Raw genomic sequence first — 26,757 nt, 5'->3', positions numbered from 1 at the left:
GACTCGAACCGCGGCACTCGCGACGGTTCTTCGACGCATGGCGAAGTGTGCGCTCATCGGCCGTTACCGTCATTCGGGGTTTCTACGAATTTGTACCATCTAGTTAGTTTGTATAAACTGTCGAAACTCGCCGTCTAGTGTGGGGTATTCTGGTCTGCGCCTTGCTGCAGTGCGTAACGAACTCGCTCACTTTGCGCACTGCAGCAAGCCCGACAGGCAGCGCCCATAGGCGCGCCGCAGCGGTTTGTCTCCTTGTTTCCCCTTCGTTTGTCCGTCTTTGCAGGAGCCGTTCATGCAACGTTCGATAGCCACCGTGTCGATTAGCGGCACCCTCGTCGAGAAGCTGAGCGCGATCCGCGCGGCGGGCTTCGAAGGTGTCGAAATCTTCGAGAACGACCTGCTGTATTTCGACGGCTCGCCGGCCGACGTGCGCCGCATCGCCGACGACCTCGGCCTGAAGATCATGCTGTTCCAGCCGTTTCGCGATTTCGACGGCGTCAGTCCCGAGCGGCTCGAGCGCAATCTCGACCGCGCGAAGCGCAAGTTCGACGTGATGCATGAGCTCGGCACGGACCGCATCCTCGTGTGCAGCAACGTGTCGCCCGAGACGATCTGCGACGACTCGCTGATGATCGACCAGTTGGGCGCGCTGGCGCGCGCGGCCGAAGCGGCCGGCGTGATCGCCGGTTACGAGGCGCTCGCCTGGGGCAAGCACGTGAAGACCTACCGCCACGCGTGGAAGCTCGTCGACGCCGTGAACCATCCGAGCCTCGGGCTCGTGCTCGACAGCTTTCATACGCTCTCGCTGAACGACACGCCCGACGCGATCGCCGACATTCCCGGCGAGCGCATCGCGTTCGTGCAGATCGCGGACGCGCCGAAGCTCGCGATGGACGTGCTCGAATGGAGCCGCCACTACCGCTGCTTCCCCGGCCAGGGCGACTTCGACCTCGCGAACTTCACCGCGCAGGTCGTCAAAGCCGGCTACAAGGGCCCGCTCTCGCTGGAAATCTTCAACGACGGCTTTCGCGCCGCCCCCACCACGATTACGGCCGCCGATGGCCATCGCTCGCTGTTGTTCCTCGAAGAGCAAACTCGTGCGCTGCTCGAAGAGCAGCAGCCGCAGAAAACGACGGGCGAGCTGTACCGCTCGGCCGCCGCACCCGCGCACGTCGGCTATCAGTTCCTCGAATTCGCGGTCGATCACACCACCCGCGCGCAACTCGCCGACTGGCTCGGCAAGCTGCGCTTTCGCCAGGCCGGCCAGCATCGTTCGAAGGACGTGACGCTGTATCAGCACGGCGCGGCATCGATCGTGCTGAACGCGGAGCCCGATTCGTTCGCGAACGCGTTTTTTCAGCAGCATGGCTTGTCGCTGTGCGCATCGGCGTTTCGCGTCGACGACGCGAGCCAGGCGTTCGAGCGCGCCGCCGGCTTTGGCTACTCGCCGTTCTCCGGCCAGATCGGGCCGAACGAACGCGTGTTGCCGGCCGTGCAGGCACCGGACGGCAGCCTCAACTATTTCGTCGACGAAACGCCGGATCAGCCCACGCTGTTCGAGGCCGATTTCGTGCTGACTGACATCAACGGGCCGACCGAGGTGGGACCGCTCGAGCGCATCGATCACGTGTGCCTGTCGGTGCCGGCGAGTGCGCTCGACACGTGGGTGCTGTTTTTGCGCACCGCGTTCGGCTTCCAGGCCGAGCCGGGGGTGCTCGTGCCCGATCCGTACGGCCTCGTGCGCAGCCGCGCGCTGCGCAGCGCCGACGGCTCGGTGCGGATCGCGCTGAATGCATCGGTGGATCGCCACACGGCGGTGGCCGAGGCGCTGCACACTTATCACGGCTCGGGACTGAACCACGTCGCTTTCAGTACCGGCGACATCTTCAGCGCGATCCCCGAATTCGTCGCCGATGGGGTGCCGGTCCTGCGCATTCCGCGCAATTACTACGACGACCTCGCGGCCCGCTACGCGCTGTCCGACACGCTGCTCGAAGCGATGCGCGCGAACAATATCCTGTACGACCGCGACGAACGCGGCGGCGAGTTCTTCCACGCTTATACGGAGCAACTCGACCAGCGCTTCTTCCTCGAAATCGTCGAGCGGCGCGGTGGTTATGACGGCTACGGCGCGGCCAATGCGGCGGTGCGGCTCGCGGCTCAGGCACAGCGCCGCAAGTAACGGGCAGGCAGACACGCGAGGCACGGCGGCGCCTTCGTCATTGGAACGTCGCCGCGACGATACGGATTTGGTGTTTCAGGCACGCGATTTGCACCCCCGGTCGGTCAGGTTCGCCGTCTCGATATAATGGCGGCTGTTTTGGGGTCCAGCCCGCGCGACGCGTGGACCCGCGGCCGAATCGCCCAATCAACGCCAGGAGAGATATGAAGAAGTTCGCTGCAGTCCTGTCCCTTTCGCTGCTTCTCAACGCTTGCGCGTATTTCCAGAAGGACCCCGATTCCGGCGAACCCGTCACGGACACGACGACGCAGCGCTCCGTCGACGACGTGGTCGCCTGTCTGACGCAGTTGGCCAATCAGCACAACGCCGCGTTCAAGTCGACCGGCATCCCGCAAGGCCAGATGCTCGATTTTGGCGACTCGAACATCATCAAGGTACGCAGCGACAATGGCGCGACAACTTACCGTTTCTATGCGGGCAAGCGTCATGTAAGCAACCTGTGGATCGAATCGGCAGCCAAGACCTGCGCGCCATAAGGCTCGGTGGCGCATAAAGGCGAAGTTGCGGGGGCCGGAATCTGACCCATTGCAACGTTCATGTCACGGTGTTACAGGACAATGGAGTCTTAAGAATCGTTTAAGACTTCGTCCGCAACATCCCCGGACATGTCCCCGCACGAGGTGTGCTCCATGAACCAGCCCGAACCGAATACCAACGAAACGCCGGCCAAGCGGCCCACGATCCTGCGCCGTCTGTTGAGCCATCACGAACTCGCGACGCTGCTGCTGCTGTTGCACGCACCGATCGATGCATCCGCAAAACCCGAAATTCCGCAGCTTTACGAAGCAGGCCTCGTCGAAACCATTTCGAACGACGCGGGCACGCAGCATATCCGCCTGACGTCCGAGGGTAATGCGGTGTTGCGGGGGCTTGGAGTGAAGTAAAGCACGACCATCGTAACTGTTTGAGGCCGCGGCAACGATCGACGTTACCGCGGCCTTTTTCATTCAGGCCTCTCAAGCCTGCCACACCCCATACCCCGCCTCGCGCAATCCGATCGCCAGCTCGACTTCCATATCCTGCGCGCCGCGGTAAGGCATCGGGTTGAACACTTCGTACAGTTCGGGCATCAGACGCAAGCCGTAGTCGCGCACATATCGATTCGCCTGAATACCCGCCTTATGCCGATCGAAGCGCAAGTCCGGATCGAGCCCGGTCATGCCGACGTACACGCACGGCTTGCCGAAACTGTAATCGGGATTCGCGCGACGAAAGCGCGCCTCGCTCCACACCTTGTCGTCGAGCGCGACGACGTACACGTAATAGTGATGTCCGCGACCGGCCATGACACGCCCGACGCCGCTCAGCCGCGCAGCGTGCCGTGCAGCAACATCCGGTATTCGGTCGGTGTGACGCCGACGGTCGCCTTGAATTGCCGCGTGAACGCACTGTGATCGGTGTAGCCGCAACGCGCGGCGACGTCGGTGACCTTGTCATGCGAAACCAGCAGTGCGGTCGCCGCATCGAGTCGCGTTTTCAGGAGCACCTGGCGCGGCGTCAGATGAAACACCTTGTGAAAGTAGCGCTCCAGCTGCGCGACCGACATGTCCGCCATCGCCGCAAGCTGCTTCAGGTTCAGCGGCTGCACGTAATTCTCCTGGATCGACCGCACGACGGCCGCAAGCCGGCTGTAGGCCGGGTGGGTGCTTTCGTCGGCTTTCAGATCGCGGGAGATGCCGGCAAGGCCCACCACCTTGCCGCTCGCATCGCGCAACGGCTGTTTGCAGGTCAGGCACCAGCCCGGTTGACGGCCCGGATACAGATGCAATTCGAGCTGATCGAGCATCTGGTTGCCGACGCCGATGATCGCCTTGTCCTGCGCGGTATAGATGCGCCCGAAGCGGCGCGGAAACACGTCTTCCGCGGTCTTGCCGAGCAGCGCCGCCTTTTCCTTGAAGCCGCAACGCGAAGCGAGCGTGCGGTTGACGAGCGCGTAGCGCGCGTCCGCGTCCTTCACGAAGAACACGACATCCGGCATTGCATCGAATACCGGCTCGAGCAACCTGAAATGCGACAGCATGCCTGACAGCGTCGTATCGCCCGGTTCGAGCGGATGAGCCAGCGTGTTCATCATGCGGTTCCGTTGGTGCGTGCCTGGTTGATTGCGTTAGGTGCGTTCGCGGATTACTGCGCCGGTGAGGCCGCGCAGCCTGCTCGTGCAGTCGATAGCGATCGATTATAGAGCGGCGCGCCGCCTGCCAATATCTGTCGAGGGTAACCGCGGAGCCGTCACAGCGCCGCTGTCGGCGGCTCGGCGGCGCTCATCAGCGTGCCAATTTGCGCCGGGCTGAATGGCGGACGCGGCGCGGCGGCCGGCCAGCCGAAGTACAGGCTCGCGGCCGCGCCGCAGATGCGCCCTTGGCAAGGGCCCATGCCGCAGCGCGTCTGCAGCTTCGCGTCACGCCAGTCGGCGCAGCGGCGCACCTCGCCGACGCTCACGTCCTCGCAACGGCACAGCAGCGTCGCATCTGCAGGCGGCGTGCGAGCCGCCTCGCCCAATGCGAACGACGCCGCGACACGCGCGCCAAAGCCCCGCCAGCGCGCGCGCTGCGTAACGAGCGCCGCCAGTGCGGCGCGTTGGGTAGCCACCGCGCCGCTCGCCACGAGACCGGCGATCTCGCCTTCCGCGCAAGCGAGTTCCGCGCCGCCGACGCCCGTGCACTCGCCCGCCGCATAAACGCGTTCGAGCGAGGTGCGCTGCCCAGCGTCGACGGCGATTTCGCCCGCGTCGTTGATCGCGCAGCCGAGCGCCTGGGCAAGCGTGATGTTCGGCAGCAGTCCGTAGCCGCACGCGACGCGCTCGCAATTGAGCGTCACGTCGCGCTCGCCGCGCCGGATCGTCACCTGCTCAACGCGCTCGGCGCCGCGGGCTTCGCGCACGATGCTGCCGCTCCAGTAGCGCAGTCCCGCGAAGCCGCGCGTGAGACTGACCGCCTGACGCAGCTTCGCAGGCTCGCGCAGCAGCGACACACCGAACCGCGCGACCTTCGCCGCCGATGCCTGCTCGACCACCGCGATCACATGCGCGCCGGCCTCTCGCGCGGTGGCGAACGCCGCCATCAGCAGCGGGCCGCTGCCGGCGATTACGATGCGTTCGCCGCGCACCGGCATGCCGCCTTTGATGAGCGCCTGCAATGCGCCCGCGCCGGTCACGCCGGGCAAGGTCCAGCCGGGAAATGGCAGAAGACGCTCGCGCGCGCCGGTCGCAAGAATCAGCCTGTCGTAAGTGATCGACACGCCGCCTTGTTCGGCGGATTCGAGCAGCAAAGCTTGAGCGCCGAGCGGCGCGATCACGCGCGTCGCTGGCCAGTAAGTGAAGTTTCGCTGCGATAGCAACGCCGCGAGCAACGCATGCAGCGGCGCTTGCGGCGGATAGCCGGGCCCCTGGCGCCAGATGTGGCCGCCGGCGCGCGGGTTGTCATCGATCTGTGCGACCGTCGCGCCTGCCTGCGCCGCCGCTCGCGCGGCATTGAGCCCGGCCGGACCACCGCCGATCACCACGATGTCGAAGTGCCGCGTCATGCGTGTACTGTCCCGTTTCGTGTCTGCACGCACTGGCCGTCGCGGCACAGCGTCTGGCACGCGAGCACGTGCGAGCAACCGTCGATCGTCACGCGGCACTCCTGGCACACGCCCATCCCGCATAGCGCGGCGCGCGGCTCGCCTTTGACCGACAGACGCGAGCCGCGGATACCCGCAATAGCGAGCGCCGCGGCCACGATCGTGCCGGGTTTCACTTCGATGCTGCAACCGTCGACCGTCAATCGGATGCTAGCCGCGTCAGGATCAGTCATGGGCCACCTGTTCAGCAAAACGGACCGGCAGATAAGGTTCGAACGGAATCGGCGCGGCGTGGCCCGCGATCTGCGCGGCGAGCAGTGTCGCGGTCGCGAGCGAGGTCGTTACGCCAAGCCCTTCGTGACCGACCGCAAGCCACACGCGGGACATGGAACCAGAGCCAACCTCGGGCGCAAACTCGCCGGCCGGGCCGATCAGCGGCAGGCCGTCCGGCGACGCCGCACGAAAGCCCGTCCACGCGCGGATGCCGCTGAGCGTCGGCAACGCCGGCAGATACAGCGCTGCGCGTTGCAGCATCTGCGCGAGCACGGGCATCTCGACGGCGGGATCGGTCGTTCCGAATTGGCGCGACGAGCCGATCAGCAATTGCCCGGTCGGACGCGGCTGCGCGTTGAACGCGACCGACGTGCCGGTCGCGTGATGTGCGCTCTTGACGTAGCCGAGCTCCAGCAGTTGATGACGGATCAGCCCCGGGTACCGGTCGGTGATGAGCAGATGGCCTTTCTTCGGCTGCATCGGCAGCGACGGCAGCAATTGCGCCGCGCCGAGGCCGTTCGCGACGACCACGTGCGCCGCGCTGATGCACTCGCCGCTCGCCAGCGTCACACCGCCCGCATCGATCGACATGACTTGCGCACCGAGCCGCACGCTGATATTCGCCGCGTGCGGCGATTGGGTGAGCAGCCATTCGGCAGTGGTCGGCGCATACGCGATGCTGTCGTGCTCGATGCGCAAGCCGCCGGCCATCGATGGTGCGAGCGCCGGTTCGCAGGCGCGCAACCCGGCAGAATCCACCAGTTGTGCGGCAACGCCTTGGCTTCCAAACGCCGCATGCATTGCGCGCGCGGCTTGCCACTCTTCGTCGTCGGCTGCGACCCACAGTGTGCCGCAGCGCGCGAACGCGTCACGCGCGCGCAGCTGCGGCGCGAGTTCGAGCCACAGCTCGCGCGAATAGCGGCTCAGTGCGAATTCGGCGGGCGAGTCGTTCATCACGACGATGTGGCCCATGCCGCCCGCCGTCGCGCCGCCGCCGATGCGCTGCGCGTCGAGCACGTCGACGCGCATGCCGAGCGCGGCCAGTTCCGCCGCGCACGCGGCACCGACGATACCCGCTCCGATGATCAGCGCGTCCGGGCTCATGCGGTGCGGATACCCCACGCGAACGGATCGCGCTCATCGAAACACAGACGCCCCTCGGCCATCACGTGCGCGTGACCGGTGATGGTTGGAATCACATGGACGCCGTCGCCCGCGGCGCGATAGCTCGCCTCGAACACGCTGCCGATGATGCTCTCCTGGCGCCACACCGCGCCTTCGGCGAGCTTGCCGTCGGCCGCGAGACACGCGACCTTCGCGCTCGTGCCGGTGCCACACGGCGAGCGGTCGTACGCATTGCCCGGACACAGCACGAAACTGCGGCTGTCGAGGCCCTTGCGCGAGCCCGGTCCGAACAGCTCGATATGGTCGATCAGCGCGCCGTTCGCGCCGGTGATGTTCTGTGCGATCAGCGCGTCGCGAATCGCCGAGCTGAATGCCGTCAGGCTCGCGATGTTCGCGGCTTCGAGCTCTTGGCCATGCTCGGCGACGAGGAAAAACCAGTTGCCGCCCCAGCCGATGTCGCCGGTCAGCACGCCATAGCCAGGCACGTCGACCTGCACGGCCTTGCGGTGGCGATACGCGGGCACGTTGCGCACTGCGACGGCGCCGTCTTCGTTCAGCGCCGCCTCGACCACGCCGACCGGCGTTTCGATGCAGTGCCGTCCCGGCCCGATCTGCCCCATGTGCGCGAGCGACACGACGAGCCCGATCGTGCCGTGTCCGCACATGCCGAGATAGCCGACGTTGTTGAAGAAGATCACGCCGGCCGCGCAGCTCGGATCGTCGGGCTCGCAGAGCAGCGCGCCGACCACCACGTCCGAGCCGCGCGGTTCTGTGACGATGCCGGCACGCCAGTCGTCGAAGCGGGTGCGGAAAACGTCGAGCCGTTGCGCGAGCGTGCCGCCGCCCAGGTCTGGGCCACCCGACACCACGAGGCGGGTAGGCTCACCGCCGGTGTGCGAGTCGATGATATTGAGGGTTTTCATGTCGCCCATGGTAGGAATCGCGGGCGGGTGGGTCTTGGTGCGCGTGCGCGCGGATTGAGACGATTTCGGCATACCGGGACGATGCTTGATCCGCCGCGCGCGCGGCGCGGGGAACGTGCCGCTATTCGGTATCGGCGTCGACAAACATCACTCCGGACACGGCACCGAACGCCACTGGCCAGCCCAACGGCCTATAACGCGGATTTCAGCATATACCCGGCCGACTGCAAATCTTCACCCCCCGAGCACAGGGTCGCCGACCCGCAGCAACCGGTAGCCGCTCCTGTATACAGGTTGCAGCCGAAAACCATTACGCGGCTCGATCGCGAGCAGCAGACGCAGCCGCGACACGTGACTGTCGATGGTCCGCGTGTATTCGCGCGGCTCGCGGCCCCACACCGTCGCGAAGATATGGTCGCGCGACATCACGCGATCGATGTTGGCAAAGAGCAGCACCGCGATCCGGTACTGCGTGGGCGACAACGGCACCGGCTTGCCGCGCAGCGCGACGGCCCGGCGGACCGTGTCGAAACGGTAAGGGCCGATCTCGAAGCAGGTCGCGGCGCTGAAACTCACCGGGTAAGCGCGCCGCAGCAGCGCCGCGACTCGCGCGCGAAACTCGGCGTCCCGCAACGGCAACGCGAGGTATTCGTCGGCACCGCCAGCGAGCGCGCGCACCATGCTTTCCTCCGATCTGTCGTTCGACACGAACATGATCGGCACGTGCTCGCCTGCCACGACGCGCATCGAGCGCAACAGGTCCGCGCCGGCGGGCCGCGTATCCTGCCAGTCGAGCACCAGCAGATCCATCGTGGAGTGCACGAGCGATTTCGACATCGCGCGGCCGTCGTCATACGCCGCGCAGAAATGGCCGGCTCTCACCAGCATTGATTCAATGGACCGACGCATGACCGGGTCACGCTGAAGGACAGCAACGCGCATGGAATGAACTCTCGATAAGGACTCGCGAGCCATTCTCCGGGACGCACCCCGGTCCCTCCCTTCGGAGCATTCCTAATTTCCGCGCTTTCTTCGCTCAATTGGGCACTTCCGCGGCACTTCCCCTTTCATCCTGTAAAATCCGCGCCGGCCTCAGTCGTCAGCGCGCCCGCCCTATCCGGACGGCGCGCCCGTGTTCCGTGCTCTACCCAGCGCTTGCCACACTTCTCGCCCGACGACCGCCATATGTCCACGCGTGACCCGCGTGGCTCCCAATTCAACAAAAGACATGGCAATGCAAGCAACAAATCTGGGTGGAGCACAGGCTGTCACCCCACGCCCGCTTGGGCACAGCGATTACAAGACACTCGGTCTCGCCGCGCTCGGCGGAGCGCTCGAGTTCTACGACTTCATCATCTTCGTCTTCTTCGCGCCCGCGATCGGCCAGCTGTTCTTCCCGGCGGCGATGCCGGACTGGCTGCGTCAGGTGCAGACTTTCGGCATTTTCGCGGCCGGTTATCTGGCGCGGCCGCTCGGCGGCATCATCATGGCGCACTTCGGCGACCTGTTCGGCCGCAAGCGCATGTTCACGCTGAGCGTGCTGCTGATGTCGGTGCCGACGCTGCTGATGGGCCTGATGCCCACCTACGCGAGCATCGGCGTGCTCGCGCCGGTGCTGCTGCTGCTGTTCCGCGTGATGCAGGGCGCGGCGGTCGGCGGCGAAGTGCCGGGCGCATGGGTGTTCGTGTCCGAGCATGTGCCCGGGCGGCACGTCGGCTATGCGTGCGGCACGCTGACGGCCGGCCTCACGGCCGGCATTCTGCTCGGCTCGCTGATCGCGTCCGCGGTCAATCGCCATTTCACGCCCGCCGATATTTCCGATTTTGCGTGGCGCATTCCGTTCCTCATCGGCGGCGTGTTCGGCATGTTCTCGGTGTATCTGCGCCGCTGGCTGCACGAGACGCCGGTGTTCGCCGAGCTGAAGCAGCGCAAGGCGATCGCCGCGGAAGTGCCGCTGAAGGCCGTACTGCGCGATCACGGCCGCGCGGTGATCGTGTCGATGCTGCTCACGTGGATGCTGTCGGCGGCGATCGTCGTCGTGATCCTGATGACGCCGACGCTGCTGCAAAAGCAATTCCATATCGAGCCGGCCACCGCGCTGCTCGCGAACTGTGTCGCGACGCTGTGCCTGACGATCGGCTGCGTGATGGCGGGTTCGATCGCCGGCCGCATTGGCGCGGGTCGCACGATTTTCGTCGGCGGCGTTGCGCTTGCAATCACGTACTACGTGATGTTTCGCCAGTTGGCCGTCGACACGTCCCTGCTCGTGCCGCTGTATGCACTGGCCGGGCTGTTCGTCGGCGTGATCGGCGCGATTCCGCTCGTGATGGTCCGTGGATTCCCGCCGGTGGTGCGCTTCTCGGGCATTTCGTTCTCGTACAACGTCGCGTACGCGGTGTTCGGCGGTCTGACGCCGATCGCCGTGTCGCTGATGATGAAGTCGAACCCGCTGGCCGCGCCGCTGTATGTCGCGGCGATCTGCGTGCTGGGCGCGCTGACCACGCTGTTCATCAAGGACGCGCCGCAGGGGCGTTGAAGAGCCGACGCCGGAGCTCGCTTCGTCGATCCGCATCCAGCCCGTCGACGAGGCGCTCCGCGACGGCGCGGCCTTCGACGCGCCGTCGCTCGCACGGGCGACATCCATACTTCACGCCACACCGAAACGTGGCACGCTGCATCGGGCATACGATGCAGTCATGAACTCATCCACACCCTCCTTTTCGTCCGCCCTCGGCCGCGTTCTCGCGACCGTCAGCGTGGGCTTCGTGGTCACGCAACTCGACGTGACCATCGTCAATATCGCGCTGCCACGAATCGGCGCGGATCTGCACGCGAACGTCGCGGGACTGCAATGGGTCGTCGATGCGTACACGCTCGCGTTCGCCGTGCTGATGCTGTCGGCCGGCGCGCTCGGCGACCGCTTCGGCGCGCGGCGCATGTATGCGTGCGGAATCGTGCTGTTCGCGCTCGCGTCGCTGGCCTGCGGACTCGCGATCGACGCCCCGATGCTCGTCGCCGCACGCGCGGTGCAAGGCATCGGCGCGGCCGCGATGCTGCCGAATTCGCTCGCGCTGCTCAATCAGTCGTTCGGCCACGAACCGAAGCTGCGGGCGCGCGCGGTCGGCCTGTGGACCGCGTCCGGCGCGATTTCGATCGCGGCCGGGCCGGTGGCCGGCGGTCTGCTGATCGCCGCGTTCGGCTGGCGCAGCATCTTTCTCGTCAATCTGCCGATCTGTGCGGCGGGCCTGCTGGCGACGCTGCTGTGGATTCCGCGTCCGCAAACCGCGCAGCGCGGCGCGCCCGCCGCCGCTCGCGGCAACACCGGCGCGATACCGCGCGGCATCGATCTCGGCGGCCAGTGTCTCGCGATCGTCGCGCTGACCGCGTTCGTCGCCGCGGTGATCGAATGGCGGCCGCTCGGGCTTGCGCATCCGCTGGTCGCCGGCGGCTTCGTGCTGGCGCTGCTGGCGGCGGTCGCGTTCGTGTTCGTCGAAGCGCATGTCGCGAGCCCGATGCTGCCGCTGTCTCTGTTCGGCACGCGCACGTTCAGCGCCGCCGTGCTGTTCGGCATCTGCGTGAACCTGACGTATTACGGCATGGTGTTCGTGCTGAGCCTCTACCTGCAGCGTGTGCGCGGCTATACGCCGCTGCAGGCGGGCCTCGCGTTCCTGCCGCTGACGGGCGGCTTCCTGATCTCGAACGTCGCGAGCGGCTGGGTGATCGGCCGCCTCGGGGTGCGCGTGCCGATGATCCTCGGTGCGATCACGGCCGGTCTCGGCTACGGCCTGCTGCATCTGGTCGATGCCGACACGCCGCTGATTGGCCTGCTGCTGCCGTTTTTGCTGATTCCGTCGGGCATGGGACTCGCGGTGCCCGCGATGACCACGGCGGTGCTCGCATCGACCGAAGCGCGGCGCGCGGGCACGGCGTCGGCGGTATTGAACACGGCGCGGCAGGCTGGCGGCGCAGTAGGCGTGGCGGCGTTCGGCGCGCTCGCGGGTGGCGCGGCCGCGACCCAGATCGTGCCGGGAATGCAGGCGGCGACGGCTATCTCGGTGGGATTGCTGGTGCTGGGTCTGGTGCTTGCGTGTTTCGTGCATCCGGAGCCGCACGCGACGGCATCGTCGGGACGCGGGGCGAGAGCCGCGAGTAAGTAAACGGTGCGTGTCACGCAGGCGCCTATAGCGACGCCTCCTGAATCGTGCCGGTATCGATTGCGCGCTCGATCAGGCCTTCGTTGCGCGCCTTCGCAATCGCATCGGCGACCAGTTTTTCCGGGTCCTCGATCTCCGCCTTCAGCGTGCCGATGAATCCGGACGCATCCAGAACCACCAGCGTCTTAGCAGAATCGGCGAGGCTGATGATCACGCGATGCGGCGTCGCCCCTTCGCCGAGACTCGCGCACAGTTGCGTGACCTTGCCGCCGATCATTTGCTCGAAGTTCTGAATCATCATCTGCTCCCTTGAATGGCGCGGATTGGAACCCTGCTGGTAGCAGGATCCGGGCCGCGCCCTACAGGCCGCCGAGTCCGCTGCGCGGCGCGCGCGCGTTGTCGACGCTCAGACGCCCCGCGCCGGTGACGAACAGCAGCAGAAAACCGCCCGCGATTCCGATGTTCTTCCAGAAATGAATCACCATGTCGTGCTGCAACGCAGGGTCGGTGATATTCCAGAAGTCGTGGCCGAGCACCGCGGTCGCGACCGTATACACCGCCATGATCAGCGCGAGCGGTCGCACCTTGAAGCCGATCACGAGCAGCAGGCCGCCGAGCACCTCGACCGCGGTTGCGATCGGCGCGGCGATCTGCACGAACGGCACGCCCTTCGAATGCAGGTATCCGACGAAGCCCGCATAGCCCAGCAGTTTCATCACACCGCTCCACAGAAACAGCACGGAAAGCGCAAGACGGGCGATGAAAATAATGCCGAAATCGACGGGACGCGACATGGGGGACTCCTGTAATGAATAAGCAGCAGACCCGAATAGACGGGCTCAGTTCCCCGCCTCGCCCCTGAGCATATGTGCAATGGCGACGATTTCCAAGCCCGCTCAGGCTGATGGATAGGTGGCGACCTCGATCAGGTTGCCGTCCGGATCGCGGCAATACACCGAGGTCATCTTGCCGCGCGCGCCGTCGCGCTCCACCGGCCCCGCCTCGATCGCTACGCCTTGCGCGAGCCAGTGCGCCTTGACTTCGTCCGGGCTCGCGGTGGTCACGAAGCACAGGTCCGCCGTGCCCGGCACCGCCTCGCGCGACGTGAACCAGACGACGGTATCGGCCGACGCGGGACGCAGATTGATCTTCTGGTTGCCGTAGGTCATCGCCACGCGCATGCCGCTGCGCGACATGAACTCGGTGCGTCGCATGCCGAGCATCCGCGCGTACCACGCCGCGCTCACTTCGACGTCAGCGACGTTCAGAACGAGATGATCGAGACTGTCTAGCTGAAAGCTCATGGTTTTGCGTGCGGCGCGTCCGGCGCGAGCAACACGCCCTTCGTGAACACGAAGCAACCATAGCCGCGCTCTTCGCCTGTCGCGATCACGCAGTATGCGCGGCGCGCACGCTCGTAAAACGCGAACCGCTCGATCGACACGAAGGGCACCTCGCGCCCCTCTCCCGCATTGACTTCGGCTTGCGCTTCGCGCTGCACCGCGGGAATCGCGTGCGGCTCGCCCACCACTTCCATGCGCGAGGCGGGATGCTCGATGAAGGTGTCGAGCGGCAGCACCGACAGCACCGCGCGGATCGCGCGCGGCGAACTGACGCCGTCGAGGCGCAGCGGCCTGCCGAGCACGGTCTCGCGCGCGACCGCGTCGGCCGGGAAGTTGGCGTCGCAGATCACGAGCTCGTCGCCGTGGCCCATCGAGCGCAGCGCGTGCAGGATATCGGCGTTCAGCAGCGGGTCCAGATTTTTCAGCACGGGGTCTCCTGGTCGTTCGGTTGGGAACATGCCGCGGCGGTGAGGTCGTGCGTGTCACGCAATCATCCGCACGACGATCGATTGTAGCAAGCGCGTCGCGGCTCTTGCGGCGCTGCGCTCGCACCGCATTGCCAGCGCAGCCATCCGACCACGGCGAGCAGCACGAGCCCCGCGCCGCCGAGCACCGGCTCGCGCCAACCGAACAGTGCGATGAACATGAACGCCCGCGCGCCGCCGAGCAGCGCAAAACCGGCGATCGCGCTCGATACCGCATCGAACGCGGCCGCGACGCGCAGCAACGCGAGATGGACTTGTGCGGGCCTGGCGGCGGCGGGGTCGTGCATGATCGTCTCCGTGAAAAGCGCCTCAGGCGGCGCCGGGGGTTTCGTCGAGGAAACCGGTGACCGCTTGCAAGCGTCCATGCGCGTCCACCACGCCGAAGTCCGAGCCCTTCACGATCGCCTCGCCGGCAGGCGTCGTCAGTGCCCAAGAGAAGCGCAGACGATCCGCGAAACCGTCGACGTCGGTCGTGCGGCGAAACGTGTGATGCGGAAAACGCTCGTGCACCGCGCGGATCATCGCGTCGATGCCATCGTGGCCCGCCCCCGCCAGCAGCGGGTCGCGATAGTCGGCGTCGGCGCTCCACGTGGCCGCAATCAACTCGCGACGACGCGCGCCATCGGTTTCGTTCCAGGTATCGAAATAACGGTCGATCAGATCGGTATGTGCATTCATCTCAAACTCCTCGATTGGCAGGACTGAGCACTTCGCGCGTCATACGCATCGCATGCGGCGGGCTCGGAGTGAAGATTGACTGTTCGCGTGCATTGCGTCGATTACGTGAGAGGTAATCAAGCGGATGCAGCGTCTTTCACTGTCCTTCACGTCAAATAGGCCATTCGGCCGAGTCGTCAAGAAACCTTCGCATCGCTAACCTCACGAAGCCTGCCGATGACATCTCGAGGCGGGCAATGCAATGAACAGGAGGACGGCTTGGACCGCTTTATCGAGACACTTTTTTCGCTTGCGCGACCGTATCCTGGGGGATACAATCATCCGCAGATCGAAACACCGCGCGTGTACACGATCAACTGCACCGATGAGTTCGATCGTTGGCTTCACGGCCTCACCGACCTCAAGGCGAAGGCGCAAATTCTCGTGCGAATCCGGCGCGCGGAACGCGGGCTGTTCGGCGACGCGAAGTTGCTGGAAAACGGCGTGTTCGAGATGCGCATCGATTGCGGCCCGGGTTACCGGGTCTACTACGCGCGCGAGGGGCGCATGATGTATCTGCTGCTTTGCGGGGGTAACAAGTCCACGCAGCAGGCCGATATCAGGCATGCCGGAACAATGTGGGCAACCATCAGAAAGGAACGGTCATGAGCAAGATCAAAACGGCACGCTTCGACGCATCGAAGTACCTCGACAACGACGAAATGGTCGCGGCCTATCTGAACGCCGCGCTCGACCAGGGCGACTCCGATCTGCTGCTCGCCGCCATTGCGGACATCGCCAAGGCACGCGGCATTACGAAGATCGCCGCGGCAGCGGGCCTGGGCCGCGAAAGCCTGTATAAGACACTCGCGCCCGGCTCCAAGCCACGCATGGACACGGTCCTCAAGCTGGCGAGTGCGATCGGCGTCAAATTCACCGCCGTGCCGCTGCGCCTGGCCGCCCCCTGAGCGGGGCGCCGCGCTGGCCACGGTGCCGCCCGCGTTCGCACGTGGCGGCCGAGGCCGGTGCAATCGTTGGTGCGAATCGACGGTATCGGCCGCGCATCGCGTTGGTTGAAATTGGCGGGGCATTACCTCTCAGGTAATCGATTGCTTGCACGCTTTGGCTATCATCGGTGGCATGAACACACTCTCTATCGCACCAACGGCTCCGTCATCCCCGTCGAGAGGCACTCGGGCGGTCGGCGAACTTCTCCGCGAATGGCGGCAACGGCGGCGCATGAGTCAGCTGCTGCTCGCCACGGAGGCCGACATTTCGACGCGCCATCTGAGCTTTGTCGAATCGGGGCGCGCGCTACCGAGCCGGGAAATGGTCATGCATCTCGCCGAGCGTCTCGACGTGCCGTTGCGCGCGCGCAATGCCCTGCTCGTCGCGGCCGGCTACGCGCCGCTGTTTCGCGAACGTCCGCTCTCCGACCCGCAGCTCTCCGCCGCGCGCGAAGCCGTCGAACTGGTGCTCAAGGGACACGAGCCCTACCCGGCCCTCGCGATCGACCGGCATTGGACCATCGTCGCGACCAACAATGCGCTTGCGCCGTTGTTGAGCGGCGCGAGTCCCGAACTGCTGAAGCCGCCGGTCAACGCGCTGCGACTGAGCCTGCATCCGCAAGGCATCGCGGCGTCGATCGTCAACTGGCATGCATGGCGCGAGCATGTGCTGGCCCGGCTGCAACGGCAGATCGACGTCAGCGGCGACGACACGCTGAGCGCGCTGCGCGACGAGTTGGCCGGCTATCCCGCGCCGCCTGATGCAGACGCGTCGATGCGGGACGATGCAGTCCTCAACCAGATCGCCGTGCCTTTGCGGCTTCGTACGCCGCTTGGCGTGCTGTCGTTTTTCAGCACCACCACGGTGTTCGGCACGCCGGTTGACGTTACGCTGTCGGAACTCGCTATCGAGGCGTTCTTTCCGGCGGATCAGCAAACCGCGGCCGCGCTGCGCGAGTTTGCCGAACACCAGCGCGGCTAGTCCCCCGCGTACCCAGTCCCGACTCACCACGAACAAGTGATATGTCCGTCAACGCCGACACCCTGCTCATCCGCCAACTCGGACCCGCCGACCGGGACGTCTATTTCCAGTTTCGTCTGCGCGGGCTGAAGGCGCACCCCGCTTCGTTCGGACAAAGCTACGACGAAGCGCTCGCGAAAGGCGCCGCGCAGCATGATGCGACGTTGCTGGGCTCGGAGGCGGAAGGCTCGTTCCTACTCGGCGCGTATGCATCGGCGGATGCTCCGCTGATCGGCGTCGTCGGTCTGCTGCGCAACCAGGCCCACAAGGAACGGCACAAGGCAAACGTCGTCGGCATGTATGTCGCACAGGAAGCGGCTGGTCGTGGGGTCGGGCGTGCGCTGCTCAGCGAGTTGTTGACGCGCGCCGCACGCGTCGACGGTTTGCGGCAGGTGCAACTGACGGTGGGTAGCCGCAACGACGCGGCGCGCAAGCTGTATGAATCGCTCGGCTTTCGCAAATATGGATGCGAAGTCGGCGCGTTGGACGTCGACGGCGAATTCCATGACGAGGATCTGATGGCGAGATTCCTCGCATAGCGCCCCGGAAGTACTGACAGCGCCCCCCTGTGGCCGATTCCGGTGCCTCGGCAAGGTTGTAAATATCGGCGCCCATTGCAGCAACATATCTGTCAGGCATCCTGCACGGCTCTGCTCCTCGCCATCCTCGTCGGCAATGTAAATCGGCACACGTTTGCGACCGCTTTTCGGTCTCGGGGCCGAACGCATCCGCCCGTCCGCCTGCCGACCGCACGGAGCCGTTACAAATCCCGCCCTGGTTTGCGCACTTGTAACTGGGGGCGCATCTTGCCGTTACACCCCTCATCCGTCCCTCGCCCGGGGCGCAAGACGAGTATTTATTACCGTCTATTCCATCGCTTTCCATTTCCTTTCCTATTCAAAACGAATTTTCCAATCGCCGCACGGTGGCAGATGCGTGGCGCGACCAAGTACGCTCGACGCCCACCCAGCAAGGGTTTTCATGGGTTAGCGACGACTCTCGAAAGGCTAAAAATCCACGTCGCATCATTCATTACAACGGCGTGAAAAAGTTACCGAAAAATAATGTGGTTTTTTGAGATATTTTTTTGTGGAGGGATTGATTTCTGGTTTTACCCTTCATACAATTCGTCCCGAGCTGTTACGAAATGTAACGTCTTGTATCAAATGTTCGCCGTCTGTAGCAGGTAGCAACATGTAGCCGGAGGCAGCGTTTCCGGCGAGGCAGAAAAGACATAACGGCGCAAAGCCGACATAGAAATTCGGGGCTTCGGAAACAGAGAAAATGGACCGTAGCAGCGAGACGCTGGATTCAATCCGCGAGATCAATTTGTCTTACATCATGCTCGCGCAACGCATGTTGCGCGAGGACAAACCGGTCGGAATGTTCCGGCTGGGACTGTCGTCGGAACTGGCTGATTTGCTCGCCGGGCTGTCGCTCGCGCAAATCGTCAAACTGGCCTCTTCCGACCAGCTTTTGTGCTTCTTCCGTTTCAACGACCACGCGATGTTGTCGGCGTTGACGCAAACGACGAAGCACGCCGCAGTTGCACCGACCCACACGGCGATCCTGCTTGCAGGCCAGCCCGCCGAGCAATTTGCCTGATCGAGATGACTGCAATGCTCAAGCGAAGCCTGACCGAAGATGCACAGGAAGTATTTCGCGCGATCGCACTGATCGAGCTCGGCGCCCGCATGCAGGTGCTCGAGAGCGAGCTGACGCTGTCGCGCGACCGTATGATCCGCCTGTATCGCGAGGTCAAGGGCGTATCGCCGCCCAAGGGCATGCTGCCGTTTTCGGCGGACTGGTATATGACGTGGCTCGCGAACATTCACGCGTCGCTGTTCTACAACACGTACCTGTTCCTGAAGAACGAAGCGCGCTGCTCGCATCTCGATGCGCTGACCAAGGGATATCGGTTGTATCTCGAACACTGTCAGCACAGCGAAACCGAGCCGGTGCTCGATCTGACGCGCGCGTGGACGCTCGTGCGTTTCTTCGACGCGGACATCCTGCAGCTGACCAGGTGCTGCCGCTGCACCGGCAAGTTCGTCGCGCATAAGCACGACCTGCAGCACAACGTCGTATGCGGCGCGTGCCAGCCGCCGTCGCGTGCCGGCAAGACGAAGAAGGCAGCCGCCGCGCGCCGGGAAGCGCTCGGTGCGGCGCAGGCCGCGCAGGCCGCCTGACCGTTCGAGGCGCCCGTCGCGAGACGCGGCCAAGCCGATTCCGATTCAAACCGAAGCTCAGGTGGATCCGCGCAGTGATTGAACTGCGCGGATTTTTTTTGCCTGCGCGCCGGGCCAACCGGCGTTGCGAATAAGTCCTCGCCGCCGGTCAGATCAACCGACCAGCCCCACCGTCTGGACCACGAGCCACAGATTCGCGGCACTAATCACAACAAACAGCGTCCACACGAGCAGCCGCGTCGGCAGCGTGTTGGCGAACTCGCCCATCAGCGAACGGTCGCTCGTCATGCGGATCAGCGGATAAAGCGCGAACGGCAGTTGCAGGCTCAGCACGACCTGACTCGCGACGAGCAGTTGGCCGACAGCGCCATTGCCGAGCATCCGCACGCCGATCAGCGCCGGAATCAGCGCGAGCGCTCGGGTGACGAAGCGCCGCTGCCAGCACGGAATCTTCATCTTCAGGAAGCCTTCCATGATGACCTGCCCCGCCACCGTGCCGGTGAACGTCGAGCTTTGTCCCGACGCGAGCAGCGTGATCGCGAACAGGAACGCGGCGAAGCCGGTGCCGACGATCGGCGCTAGCAGCCGGTAGGCGTCCTCGATCTGCGTGACCTGGTCGTGGCCCGTCGCATGAAACGCGGCGGCCGCGAGAATCAGGATCGCCATGTTGATCAGCGCCGCGAGCACGAGCGATGCGATCGTGTCGATACGCGACATGCCGATCGCCGAGCGGATGCTGGCCGAATCGCGCTTCACCGCGCGGGTCTGCACGATCGACGAGTGCAGATACAGGTTATGCGGCATCACCGTGGCGCCGAGAATGCCGATCGCGAGATACATCGGCTCGCGCGAATTCAACGCCTGCCACGACGGAATCAGCCCCTGCGCGACCGACGGCCAATGCGGCCTGACGAGCGCAAGCTCGATGATGTAGCCGACGCCGATCGTCGCGATCAGGCCGAGCATGATCGCTTCGAGGTCGCGAAAATTTTTGCCCTTCAGGCCGAGCACGATCAGCGTGTCGAACGCGGTGAGCAACACGCCGGTGGTCAGCGAGCAGTTGAACAGCAGATGAAACGCAAGCGCGCCGCCGAGCACTTCGGCGAGATCGCAGGCGATGATCGACAGCTCCGCGAGCAGCCACTGCGCACGCGCGACGCCTGGCGAATAGCGCGTGCTCGACAGTTGCGCGAGGTCGCGCCCGGTCGCGATGCCGAGCCGCATGCTCAGGCATTGCAGCGCCATCGCCGCGAGGCTCGACAGCAGCACGACGAACAGCAGACTGTAGCCGAAGCGCGAACCGGCTTCGATCGCGGTGGCCCAGTTGCCCGGGTCCATATAGCCGATCGATACCAGCAGGCCGGGCCCCGCGAATTGCAGGATCTTCTTCCAGAACGGCGCGCCCGCGGAGACGGCCACCGAACCCTGTACCTCGGACGGGCAGAACGGCGCTGTGGCGGTTGTAGGTAGTTTGAACAGCAAGCCGGAAATCTCTCGGGAGGAATCGACGCGACGCCTCGGGCGGGCGTCGCAAACGGCCTCAAGTGTACAGAGAAACTTCCGGCAATGTCCCGCTGAGCGCGTAGCGGCCGACGTCGCGCACGCGATAGTCGAGCGGATCGTGCAGCGTGTGCACGCGCGCGTTACGCCAGAATCGATCGAGCGCGAGCGGCGCATGAGTCGCGCGCGCGCCGCAGGCGTCGAAGAGTTTTTCGCCGATGTCGAGCGCCGCCCGATGCGCGACGATCTTCGCTTCCGAGGTCGCGAGCGCGACCCGCGCACGGCTCTCGGCATCGAGCGTTGCGCGTTGCTGCCACGCTTGGTCGAGCGCGTTCGCGGCGCGCGCGGCCAGCGCCGCGGCGCTGACCGTCTGGATATGCATCTCGCCGAAGCGCTGGATCAGGTAGGGGTCGTCGGTCGCTTTGGCGACGCCGGACGCGATCCACGGCCGGCCATGTTCGTGCACGTAGGCTCGCGCCTCTTCCAGTGCACCCTGTGCGATCCCGACGAACAGATTGGTCAGCACCTGTTGCGAGATCAGTGTGCGCAAGCTCGCGTGTGGCGTGTCGGGTCGTTCGAGCACCTCGTGCGGCTCGACCCTGACGCGCGCGAACGACACGCTGCCGCTGTCGGTCTGCCGCTGGCCGATCGGATCCCAGTCGTCGTGAACCGTGATGCCTTCGCGCGCGGTCGGCACCGCCGCAAATAGGGGTTTGCCGGTCGATGGATCGTGAGCGGACACGGTCATCATCTGCGAGCCGCGCGTACCGGAACAGAAGCCTTTCTGGCCATCGAGCAGGTAGCCGCCGTCGTGCGTCGAAGTAGCGATGAGGCGCGTATCCAGCGGATTCACCGCATTGCCCCACCACCAGCGATGCTCGACGGTGCCGCGCAGATATTTCTCGCGCTGCCGTGAATTGCCCCACAGGTCGATGCTGACCACCTGCAGACAGGTGAAGCCGACCAGATGCGCGAGCGCGCTATCGACGCGCGCGAGTTCACGCACCACATCGTAGATCGCGGACCAGCGCGCGCCAGCGCCGCCGAATTCGCGCGGCACGGCGAGCGTCAGCAGGCCCGCGTCGGCGATCCACTGCTTTTGCTGAGCGGCATGACCGCCTTCGCGATCGCGCTGTGCGGCGCTCGCGCGCAGAGCGGCTAGCAGTGTGGTGAGGTCGCGCGCGCAATCCATATGCTGCTGCTCGCTAATCTGCTCGATGCCGTCATGCACGAAAGTCACTGGTTTGCCCTAGGGTCGTCATTGGCTGGATCGGACGATGATAGGGAGCCGCGTGCACGTGGTCTACGAAGCGATTTGCACAAGGAAAGCGCGAAAAACGATTTGCATGAAAAACGCCGGGCGGCGCTTGCGCGCGGCCCGGCGTGGTTGATGAGGCTGATGAAACGCTTGCTACAGGGTTAGGTATTCAGCGCTTCGCCACTTGCTGTTGCGCCGAAACGGCCGCAGCTTCAGCCGCGGAACCGGAAGCACCAATCGGCACCGGCACCGCCCCCACCGCCGTACCCCCCGCCGTCAGATCGCCCCAACCGCCGCCGAGCGCGCGAATCAGATTCACGGTCGCGACCGCCTGCGTGCCCGCCAGATGGCTCGCCTGCAATTGCGACTGCAGCACCTGCCGCTCGCCATCGATCACGTCGAGATAGCTGACCGCGCCCTCCGTGTACTGCGTGCGCGACAGATGCGCGGCGCGCTGCGACGCATCGACCGCGTCGTTCTGCTCGCGCATCTGATCGTCGAGCAAACGCAGATCGGCGAGATTGTCTTCGACTTCACGGAACGCCACGAGCACCTGCTGGCGATATTGCGCGACGTCCTCGTCGTACTTCGAACGCGCCTGCGCGAGATTAGCCTTACGACGGCCGCCGTCGAAGATCGGCATCGTCAGCGCGGTACCCACGGCTGGACCGAGGATGAACGCGCGGCTCGACCACATGAACAGATCGCCGAGTGTCGCCGATTCAAAGCCGAACGCACCGGTGATATCGAGCTTCGGGAAGAACGCCGACTTCGCGAGCCCGACGCGCGCATTCGCTGCCTGCATCGCGCGCTCGGCTGCCGCGATGTCAGGCCTGCGTTCGAGCAGCGCCGACGGCAAACCGGCCGGCACGCGCACCGTCACCAGCGCGAGCGGCTGTTCCGCGAACGTGAAATCCGCGGGCGGCTTGCCGAGCAGAATCGCGAGGCTATGCTCGGAGGCCGCCCGCTGCCGCGCGACGCCGACCGCATCGGCACGCGCGCTGGCGAGCTCGTTACGCGAACGCGACAGATCCAGCTCGCTGATATCGCCTTCCTTGAAGCGCTGCTGGACGAGCTTCAGCGTGTCCTCGCGCAACGCGACGGTGCGACGGTACAGATCCTGGTCCGCGTCGAGCTCGCGCAACTGGAAGTAGTTCTGCGCGACGTCGGCCTGCAACGACAGCTGCACTGAACGGAACAGCGCTTCGCTCTGCTGCTCGTCCGAGCGCGCCGCGTTCACGTTCGAGCTGACGCGCCCGAACAGATCCGCTTCATACGACGCGCCGACCTGCGCGCGCCAGATCGTGCCGGTCGTGCCGCCCGCGCTGTCCGGCTGGAATTGCGATGCCGCCGACGCGCGTTCGCGCGTCGGGCCGAAGCCCGCGTCGAGCTTCGGGAACCAGTCGGACTTCGCGGCCTGCGTGACCGCGCGTGCCTGCTGCACGCGCGCGGCCGCGGCCTTCAGGTCCTGGTTCGCAGCAGCGGCCTGCTCTTCGAGCGCGTCGAGTTGCGGGTCGCCGAACACCTTCCACCATTCGCCGCGCAGCGCGTTGTCGGCGGGCTCGGCCGGCTTCCACGTGCCGTTGTTTTGTGTCGCCCCGGCCGAACCAGCCGCCGCGCCCGACGCCGCCGCAGCCGACGTCTTCACCGCTGGCGCTTCCTTGAACGCCGCCGGCGTATCGACATCGGGACGCTTGTACGTCGGCTCCACCGAGCAAGCGGCCAGCAGCGCAATCAGCAAACCGCTCGCGGCGGCGCGGCCCCATCCGCGCAAGGATACAAAGCGAGATTCAAAGCGTTTCATTGTTGTTTTCTCCTCAGGCGTCCGTAACGGCCGCCCCATAGCGCGGCGCATCCTTCTGCGCGACGTGTATCGTCCCGCCCGCGAGCGAACGCAGCACCACATAGAACACCGGCGTCAGCATCAGGCCGAACAGCGTGACGCCCAGCATGCCGAAGAACACCGCGACGCCCATCGCGTGACGCATTTCCGAGCCCGCGCCGCTCGACAGCACCAGCGGCACCACGCCCATGATGAAGGCGATCGACGTCATCAGAATCGGCCGTAGACGCAGACGGCTCGCTTCGATTGCCGCCTGCAACGGACTGCGTCCATCGTGTTCGAGCTCACGCGCGAACTCGACGATCAGAATCGCGTTCTTCGCCGACAAGCCCACCAGCACCATCAAACCGATCTGCGTGAAGATGTTGTTGTCGCCACCGGTGAGCCATACGCCGGTCAGCGCCGACAGCACGCTCATCGGCACGATCAGGATCACCGCGAGCGGCAGCGTCAGGCTTTCGTACAACGCCGCGAGCACGAGGAACACGAGCAGCACGCTGATCGGGAACACCCACAGGCCCGCGTTGCCGGCGAGGATCTGCTGATAGGTGAGGTCGGTCCACTCGAGCTTCACGCCGCGCGGCAGCACTTCGGCAGCCACGCGTTCGGCCGCGGCCTGCGCCTGTCCCGACGAGAAGCCCGGCGCCGGGCCGCCGTTGATGTCGGCCGCCGTGTAGCCGTTGTAGCGCACCACCATCTCCGGCCCATAGGTCGGCGTCACCGTGACGAGCGACGACAACGGCACCATCTCGCCCGCCGCGTTGCGCGTCTTCAATTGCAGGATGTCGTCGGCGCGCTGACGGAATGGCGCATCCGCCTGCACACGCACCTGATACACGCGGCCGAAGCGGTTGAAGTCGTTCACGTACAGCGAGCCCAGGTAGATCTGCATCGTGTCGAACACGTCCGTGACCGGCACGCCGAGCTGCTTCGCCTTCACGCGATCGAGATCGACATTCAGTTGCGGCACGTTGATCTGATAGCTGGAGAAGGTCGGCCCGAGTTCGCGCGTTTGCGCCGCGCGCTTCACGAAGGCTTCCGCTGCCTTGTTCAGTTCGGCGTAGCCGACCGCGTCGTGATCCTCGAGCTGCAACTTGAAGCCGCCGAGCGTGCCGAGCCCGAGCACCGGCGGCGGCGGGAACACCGCGACGAACGAGTCCTTGATCGCGCCGTACTGCTGGTTCAATGCACCGGCAATCGCGCCCGCCGACAGCTTCTTGTCGCCGCGCTCCTTGAACGGCTTCAGCGTGACGAACACGATGCCCGCGCTCGAACTATTCGTAAAGCCATTCACCGACAGACCCGGGAACGCCACCGCGCTTTCGACGCCAGGCTGCTTCAGCGCGATCGCACTCATATCGCGGATCACCTTCTCCGTGCGATCGAGCGACGCACCGTTCGGCAACTGCGCGAACGCGATCAGATACTCCTTGTCCTGCGCGGGTACGAAGCCGCCCGGCACGATCCGCGCCATCAATACGGTCGCACCGACGAGGATCGCGTACACCGCGAGCATCGCGCCCTTGCGACGCAGCACGCCGGTCACGCCGCGGCCATAGGCTTCCGAACCACGATGAAAGACCTTGTTGAAACGCTTGAAGAAGCCGCCGAGCACACGGTTCATCACCCGCGTCAGCCAGTCCTCCTTCTCGCCGTGGCTGCGCAACAGCAACGCGGACAACGCCGGCGACAGCGTCAGCGAATTGAACGCCGAGATCACCGTCGAGATCGCGATGGTCATCGCGAATTGCTTGTAGAACTGGCCCGTGAGACCCGTCATGAACGCGAGCGGCACGAACACGGCGACGAGCGTCAGCGCAATCGCGATGATCGGCCCGCTCACTTCGCGCATCGCCTTGTAGGTCGCATCGCGCGCATTGAGCCCGCTTTCGATGTTGCGCTCGACGTTCTCCACCACGACGATCGCATCGTCGACGACGATACCGATCGCGAGCACCATGCCGAACAAGGACAACGCATTGATCGAAAAGCCGAATGCCAGCAGCAGCGAGAACGTACCGACGATCGACACCGGCACCGCGATCAACGGAATGATCGACGCGCGCCACGTCTGCAGGAACACGATCACGACGATCACGACCAGCGCGATCGCTTCGAGCAGCGTATGGATCACCGCCTCGATGCTCGAACGCACGAACTGCGTCGGGTCGTAGACGATCCGGTATTCGACGCCGGCCGGCATGTCTAGGGCGAGTTCCTTCATCGCCGCGCGCACTTGCTCCGAAATCGCGAGCGAGTTTGCGCCTGGCGCCTGATTGATCGCGAGCGCAACCGCGGGCTTGTTGTCGAGCAGCGAACGCAGGCCGTATTCCGACGCCGCGAGCTCGATCCGCGCGATATCGCGCAAATAGGTCACGCCGCCATCGGGCGCGGTCTTCACGATGATGTCGCCGAATTCGCTCTCGGTCTTCAACCGGCCGCGCGCGTTCACCGACAACTGCAACTGCGTGCCGGGCACCGACGGCGATGCACCGATCACACCGGCCGCCACCTGGATGTTCTGCTCGCGAATCGCGTTGACGACTTCAGTCGCGGTGAGACCGCGCTGCGCGACCTTCTGCGGATCGAGCCAGATCCGCATCGCGTAGTCGCCCGAGCCCCACAGTTGCACTTCACCGACGCCCTGAATCCGCGCGAGCCGATCCTTCACGTTCAGCAGCGCGTAGTTGCGCAGATACGTCATGTCGTAACGATCGTTCGGCGAGATCAGGTGCACGACCATCGTCAGCGTCGGCGAACTCTTGATCGTCGTCACGCCGAGTCGCTGCACGTCTTCAGGCAGACGCGGCAGCGCCTGATTGACGCGGTTCTGCACGAGCTGCGTCGCGAGGTCGGGATCGGTGCCGAGCTTGAAGGTGACCGTCAGCGTCAGATTGCCGTCGCTATTCGCCTGCGACTGCATGTACAGCATGTTCTCGACGCCATTGATCTGTTCTTCGAGTGGAGCTGCGACCGCCTCGGCGATCACCTTCGGATTCGCGCCCGGATACTGCGCGTGCACCACGACCGAAGGCGGCACGACTTCCGGGTATTCGGAGATGGGCAGCTTGAACAGCGAGATGATGCCCCCGAGCAGGATCAATACCGATAGCACGCCTGCAAAGATCGGGCGATCGATGAAGAATTTGGATATGTTCATTGGAAGCTCTTAACTT

The 26,757-nt window shown here is 65.1% G+C and carries 28 protein-coding genes; 11 read left to right on the top strand and 17 right to left on the bottom strand.

Annotation, left to right across the window (positions count from 1 at the left end; genetic code table 11):
* The first annotated feature begins 292 nt into the window (after nucleotides 1-292).
* From AB3X86_RS32480 to AB3X86_RS32470, 3 genes are all read left to right on the top strand, one after another.
* Complete coding sequence (locus tag AB3X86_RS32480; RefSeq protein WP_368599126.1) at nucleotides 293-2,182, top strand: bifunctional sugar phosphate isomerase/epimerase/4-hydroxyphenylpyruvate dioxygenase family protein; 1,890 nt, start codon at nucleotides 293-295, stop codon at nucleotides 2,180-2,182.
* A gap of 203 nt (nucleotides 2,183-2,385) precedes the next feature.
* Nucleotides 2,386-2,718 carry a hypothetical protein gene (locus AB3X86_RS32475; protein WP_368599125.1) on the top strand — a complete coding sequence of 111 codons (333 nt, stop codon included), beginning with the start codon at nucleotides 2,386-2,388 and terminating at the stop codon, nucleotides 2,716-2,718.
* A gap of 153 nt (nucleotides 2,719-2,871) precedes the next feature.
* Nucleotides 2,872-3,126 (top strand): hypothetical protein, encoded by a 255-nt coding sequence (locus tag AB3X86_RS32470; protein WP_368599124.1) that lies wholly within the window; start codon nucleotides 2,872-2,874, stop codon nucleotides 3,124-3,126.
* 72 nt (nucleotides 3,127-3,198) lie between these two features.
* On the opposite strand, the gene AB3X86_RS32465 is transcribed toward AB3X86_RS32470, so the two are convergent.
* From AB3X86_RS32465 to AB3X86_RS32435, 7 genes are all read right to left on the bottom strand, one after another.
* On the bottom strand, nucleotides 3,199-3,528 hold the full coding sequence (locus AB3X86_RS32465) for a hypothetical protein (RefSeq protein WP_368599123.1): 330 nt from the start codon (nucleotides 3,526-3,528) through the stop codon (nucleotides 3,199-3,201).
* 17 nt (nucleotides 3,529-3,545) lie between these two features.
* Nucleotides 3,546-4,313 carry a helix-turn-helix domain-containing protein gene (locus tag AB3X86_RS32460; protein WP_368599159.1) on the bottom strand — a complete coding sequence of 256 codons (768 nt, stop codon included), beginning with the start codon at nucleotides 4,311-4,313 and terminating at the stop codon, nucleotides 3,546-3,548.
* Nucleotides 4,314-4,471: 158 nt separating this feature from the next.
* Nucleotides 4,472-5,764: an NAD(P)/FAD-dependent oxidoreductase gene (locus AB3X86_RS32455; RefSeq protein WP_368599122.1), complete on the bottom strand. Its 1,293-nt coding sequence runs from the start codon at nucleotides 5,762-5,764 to the stop codon at nucleotides 4,472-4,474.
* Complete coding sequence (locus AB3X86_RS32450; RefSeq protein ID WP_368599121.1) at nucleotides 5,761-6,036, bottom strand: (2Fe-2S)-binding protein; 276 nt, start codon at nucleotides 6,034-6,036, stop codon at nucleotides 5,761-5,763. The genes AB3X86_RS32455 and AB3X86_RS32450 overlap by 4 nt, the downstream gene beginning before the upstream one ends.
* Nucleotides 6,029-7,180, bottom strand: a complete 1,152-nt coding sequence (locus AB3X86_RS32445; protein ID WP_368599120.1) for an NAD(P)/FAD-dependent oxidoreductase — start codon at nucleotides 7,178-7,180, stop codon at nucleotides 6,029-6,031. Before AB3X86_RS32445 ends, AB3X86_RS32450 begins: the two co-directional genes overlap by 8 nt.
* Complete coding sequence (locus tag AB3X86_RS32440; protein WP_368599158.1) at nucleotides 7,177-8,133, bottom strand: 4-hydroxyproline epimerase; 957 nt, start codon at nucleotides 8,131-8,133, stop codon at nucleotides 7,177-7,179. The genes AB3X86_RS32445 and AB3X86_RS32440 overlap by 4 nt, the downstream gene beginning before the upstream one ends.
* 225 nt (nucleotides 8,134-8,358) lie before the next feature.
* Nucleotides 8,359-9,066, bottom strand: coding sequence for a response regulator transcription factor (locus AB3X86_RS32435; protein ID WP_368599119.1), 708 nt, complete (start codon nucleotides 9,064-9,066; stop codon nucleotides 8,359-8,361).
* A gap of 292 nt (nucleotides 9,067-9,358) precedes the next feature.
* Between AB3X86_RS32435 and AB3X86_RS32430 the strand changes: the two genes are divergently transcribed.
* Both AB3X86_RS32430 and AB3X86_RS32425 read left to right on the top strand, forming a co-directional pair.
* Nucleotides 9,359-10,660 carry an MFS transporter gene (locus AB3X86_RS32430; RefSeq protein WP_368599118.1) on the top strand — a complete coding sequence of 434 codons (1,302 nt, stop codon included), beginning with the start codon at nucleotides 9,359-9,361 and terminating at the stop codon, nucleotides 10,658-10,660.
* 160 nt (nucleotides 10,661-10,820) lie between these two features.
* Entirely contained in the window at nucleotides 10,821-12,281 is a 1,461-nt protein-coding gene (locus AB3X86_RS32425; protein WP_368599117.1) for an MFS transporter, read from the top strand.
* Between the two features lie 22 nt (nucleotides 12,282-12,303).
* Here AB3X86_RS32425 and AB3X86_RS32420 read toward each other — a convergent pair whose 3' ends face one another.
* The 6 genes from AB3X86_RS32420 to AB3X86_RS32395 form a co-directional block, all read right to left on the bottom strand.
* Nucleotides 12,304-12,576 (bottom strand): hypothetical protein, encoded by a 273-nt coding sequence (locus AB3X86_RS32420; RefSeq protein ID WP_013092174.1) that lies wholly within the window; start codon nucleotides 12,574-12,576, stop codon nucleotides 12,304-12,306.
* A 61-nt stretch (nucleotides 12,577-12,637) separates the two neighbouring features.
* On the bottom strand, nucleotides 12,638-13,072 hold the full coding sequence (locus tag AB3X86_RS32415) for a DoxX family protein (protein ID WP_176379340.1): 435 nt from the start codon (nucleotides 13,070-13,072) through the stop codon (nucleotides 12,638-12,640).
* Nucleotides 13,073-13,174: 102 nt separating this feature from the next.
* The gene (locus AB3X86_RS32410) at nucleotides 13,175-13,582 is read right to left on the bottom strand and encodes a VOC family protein (RefSeq protein WP_368599116.1); all 408 of its coding nucleotides are present in this window, start codon (nucleotides 13,580-13,582) and stop codon (nucleotides 13,175-13,177) included.
* A complete protein-coding gene (locus tag AB3X86_RS32405; protein ID WP_368599115.1) occupies nucleotides 13,579-14,049 on the bottom strand; it encodes an RbsD/FucU family protein in 471 nt (156 codons plus the stop codon). The genes AB3X86_RS32410 and AB3X86_RS32405 overlap by 4 nt, the downstream gene beginning before the upstream one ends.
* Nucleotides 14,050-14,111: 62 nt before the next feature.
* Entirely contained in the window at nucleotides 14,112-14,393 is a 282-nt protein-coding gene (locus AB3X86_RS32400; RefSeq protein WP_368599114.1) for a hypothetical protein, read from the bottom strand.
* 22 nt (nucleotides 14,394-14,415) lie between these two features.
* A complete protein-coding gene (locus AB3X86_RS32395; protein ID WP_368599113.1) occupies nucleotides 14,416-14,784 on the bottom strand; it encodes a nuclear transport factor 2 family protein in 369 nt (122 codons plus the stop codon).
* A gap of 258 nt (nucleotides 14,785-15,042) precedes the next feature.
* Between AB3X86_RS32395 and AB3X86_RS32390 the strand changes: the two genes are divergently transcribed.
* The 6 genes from AB3X86_RS32390 (at nucleotide 15,043) to flhC (ending at nucleotide 18,980) form a co-directional block, all read left to right on the top strand.
* On the top strand, nucleotides 15,043-15,432 hold the full coding sequence (locus AB3X86_RS32390) for a type II toxin-antitoxin system RelE/ParE family toxin (protein WP_368599112.1): 390 nt from the start codon (nucleotides 15,043-15,045) through the stop codon (nucleotides 15,430-15,432).
* The gene (locus AB3X86_RS32385; protein WP_368599111.1) at nucleotides 15,429-15,731 is read left to right on the top strand and encodes an addiction module antidote protein; all 303 of its coding nucleotides are present in this window, start codon (nucleotides 15,429-15,431) and stop codon (nucleotides 15,729-15,731) included. Before AB3X86_RS32390 ends, AB3X86_RS32385 begins: the two co-directional genes overlap by 4 nt.
* Before the next feature lie 172 nt (nucleotides 15,732-15,903).
* A complete protein-coding gene (locus tag AB3X86_RS32380; protein ID WP_368599110.1) occupies nucleotides 15,904-16,752 on the top strand; it encodes a helix-turn-helix domain-containing protein in 849 nt (282 codons plus the stop codon).
* A 41-nt stretch (nucleotides 16,753-16,793) separates the two neighbouring features.
* Nucleotides 16,794-17,330 (top strand): GNAT family N-acetyltransferase, encoded by a 537-nt coding sequence (locus tag AB3X86_RS32375; protein ID WP_368599109.1) that lies wholly within the window; start codon nucleotides 16,794-16,796, stop codon nucleotides 17,328-17,330.
* A gap of 745 nt (nucleotides 17,331-18,075) precedes the next feature.
* Entirely contained in the window at nucleotides 18,076-18,396 is a 321-nt protein-coding gene (flhD, locus tag AB3X86_RS32370; RefSeq protein WP_018434215.1) for a flagellar transcriptional regulator FlhD, read from the top strand.
* Nucleotides 18,397-18,410: 14 nt separating this feature from the next.
* Entirely contained in the window at nucleotides 18,411-18,980 is a 570-nt protein-coding gene (gene flhC, locus AB3X86_RS32365; protein WP_176106550.1) for a flagellar transcriptional regulator FlhC, read from the top strand.
* 153 nt (nucleotides 18,981-19,133) lie between these two features.
* On the opposite strand, the gene AB3X86_RS32360 is transcribed toward flhC, so the two are convergent.
* From AB3X86_RS32360 to AB3X86_RS32345, 4 genes are all read right to left on the bottom strand, one after another.
* A complete protein-coding gene (locus AB3X86_RS32360; RefSeq protein WP_368599108.1) occupies nucleotides 19,134-20,462 on the bottom strand; it encodes an Nramp family divalent metal transporter in 1,329 nt (442 codons plus the stop codon).
* A 58-nt stretch (nucleotides 20,463-20,520) separates the two neighbouring features.
* Entirely contained in the window at nucleotides 20,521-21,672 is a 1,152-nt protein-coding gene (locus AB3X86_RS32355) for an acyl-CoA dehydrogenase family protein (RefSeq protein ID WP_368599157.1), read from the bottom strand.
* 235 nt (nucleotides 21,673-21,907) lie between these two features.
* Nucleotides 21,908-23,542, bottom strand: coding sequence for an efflux transporter outer membrane subunit (locus tag AB3X86_RS32350; protein ID WP_368599107.1), 1,635 nt, complete (start codon nucleotides 23,540-23,542; stop codon nucleotides 21,908-21,910).
* A gap of 13 nt (nucleotides 23,543-23,555) precedes the next feature.
* On the bottom strand, nucleotides 23,556-26,741 hold the full coding sequence (locus tag AB3X86_RS32345; RefSeq protein WP_368599106.1) for an efflux RND transporter permease subunit: 3,186 nt from the start codon (nucleotides 26,739-26,741) through the stop codon (nucleotides 23,556-23,558).
* Between the last annotated feature and the right edge of the window lie 16 nt (nucleotides 26,742-26,757).

The organism is Paraburkholderia sp. BR14374 (assembly GCF_040948685.1).
Classification (GTDB): Bacteria; Pseudomonadota; Gammaproteobacteria; order Burkholderiales; family Burkholderiaceae; genus Paraburkholderia; species Paraburkholderia youngii.
Note: the sequence above shows the minus strand (reverse complement) of the source record. Positions and strands in the feature narration are given on the sequence as shown.

Bases quoted from the DNA above. Each gene is read 5' to 3' on its own strand.
- AB3X86_RS32465 (WP_368599123.1), bottom strand. From the start codon at position 3,528: ATGGCCGGTCGCGGACATCACTATTACGTGTACGTCGTCGCGCTCGAC.
- AB3X86_RS32445 (WP_368599120.1), bottom strand. From the start codon at position 7,180: ATGAGCCCGGACGCGCTGATCATCGGAGCGGGTATCGTCGGTGCCGCG.
- AB3X86_RS32440 (WP_368599158.1), bottom strand. From the start codon at position 8,133: ATGGGCGACATGAAAACCCTCAATATCATCGACTCGCACACCGGCGGT.
- flhD (WP_018434215.1), top strand. From the start codon at position 18,076: ATGGACCGTAGCAGCGAGACGCTGGATTCAATCCGCGAGATCAATTTG.
- AB3X86_RS32430 (WP_368599118.1), top strand. From the start codon at position 9,359: ATGCAAGCAACAAATCTGGGTGGAGCACAGGCTGTCACCCCACGCCCG.
- AB3X86_RS32435 (WP_368599119.1), bottom strand. From the start codon at position 9,066: ATGCGCGTTGCTGTCCTTCAGCGTGACCCGGTCATGCGTCGGTCCATT.
- AB3X86_RS32460 (WP_368599159.1), bottom strand. From the start codon at position 4,313: ATGAACACGCTGGCTCATCCGCTCGAACCGGGCGATACGACGCTGTCA.
- AB3X86_RS32475 (WP_368599125.1), top strand. From the start codon at position 2,386: ATGAAGAAGTTCGCTGCAGTCCTGTCCCTTTCGCTGCTTCTCAACGCT.
- AB3X86_RS32345 (WP_368599106.1), bottom strand. From the start codon at position 26,741: ATGAACATATCCAAATTCTTCATCGATCGCCCGATCTTTGCAGGCGTG.
- AB3X86_RS32420 (WP_013092174.1), bottom strand. From the start codon at position 12,576: ATGATTCAGAACTTCGAGCAAATGATCGGCGGCAAGGTCACGCAACTG.
- AB3X86_RS32410 (WP_368599116.1), bottom strand. From the start codon at position 13,582: ATGAGCTTTCAGCTAGACAGTCTCGATCATCTCGTTCTGAACGTCGCT.
- AB3X86_RS32425 (WP_368599117.1), top strand. From the start codon at position 10,821: ATGAACTCATCCACACCCTCCTTTTCGTCCGCCCTCGGCCGCGTTCTC.
- AB3X86_RS32470 (WP_368599124.1), top strand. From the start codon at position 2,872: ATGAACCAGCCCGAACCGAATACCAACGAAACGCCGGCCAAGCGGCCC.
- AB3X86_RS32380 (WP_368599110.1), top strand. From the start codon at position 15,904: ATGAACACACTCTCTATCGCACCAACGGCTCCGTCATCCCCGTCGAGA.
- AB3X86_RS32355 (WP_368599157.1), bottom strand. From the start codon at position 21,672: ATGGATTGCGCGCGCGACCTCACCACACTGCTAGCCGCTCTGCGCGCG.
- AB3X86_RS32450 (WP_368599121.1), bottom strand. From the start codon at position 6,036: ATGACTGATCCTGACGCGGCTAGCATCCGATTGACGGTCGACGGTTGC.
- AB3X86_RS32395 (WP_368599113.1), bottom strand. From the start codon at position 14,784: ATGAATGCACATACCGATCTGATCGACCGTTATTTCGATACCTGGAAC.
- AB3X86_RS32400 (WP_368599114.1), bottom strand. From the start codon at position 14,393: ATGCACGACCCCGCCGCCGCCAGGCCCGCACAAGTCCATCTCGCGTTG.
- AB3X86_RS32385 (WP_368599111.1), top strand. From the start codon at position 15,429: ATGAGCAAGATCAAAACGGCACGCTTCGACGCATCGAAGTACCTCGAC.
- AB3X86_RS32480 (WP_368599126.1), top strand. From the start codon at position 293: ATGCAACGTTCGATAGCCACCGTGTCGATTAGCGGCACCCTCGTCGAG.
- AB3X86_RS32350 (WP_368599107.1), bottom strand. From the start codon at position 23,542: ATGAAACGCTTTGAATCTCGCTTTGTATCCTTGCGCGGATGGGGCCGC.
- AB3X86_RS32455 (WP_368599122.1), bottom strand. From the start codon at position 5,764: ATGACGCGGCACTTCGACATCGTGGTGATCGGCGGTGGTCCGGCCGGG.
- AB3X86_RS32415 (WP_176379340.1), bottom strand. From the start codon at position 13,072: ATGTCGCGTCCCGTCGATTTCGGCATTATTTTCATCGCCCGTCTTGCG.
- flhC (WP_176106550.1), top strand. From the start codon at position 18,411: ATGCTCAAGCGAAGCCTGACCGAAGATGCACAGGAAGTATTTCGCGCG.
- AB3X86_RS32375 (WP_368599109.1), top strand. From the start codon at position 16,794: ATGTCCGTCAACGCCGACACCCTGCTCATCCGCCAACTCGGACCCGCC.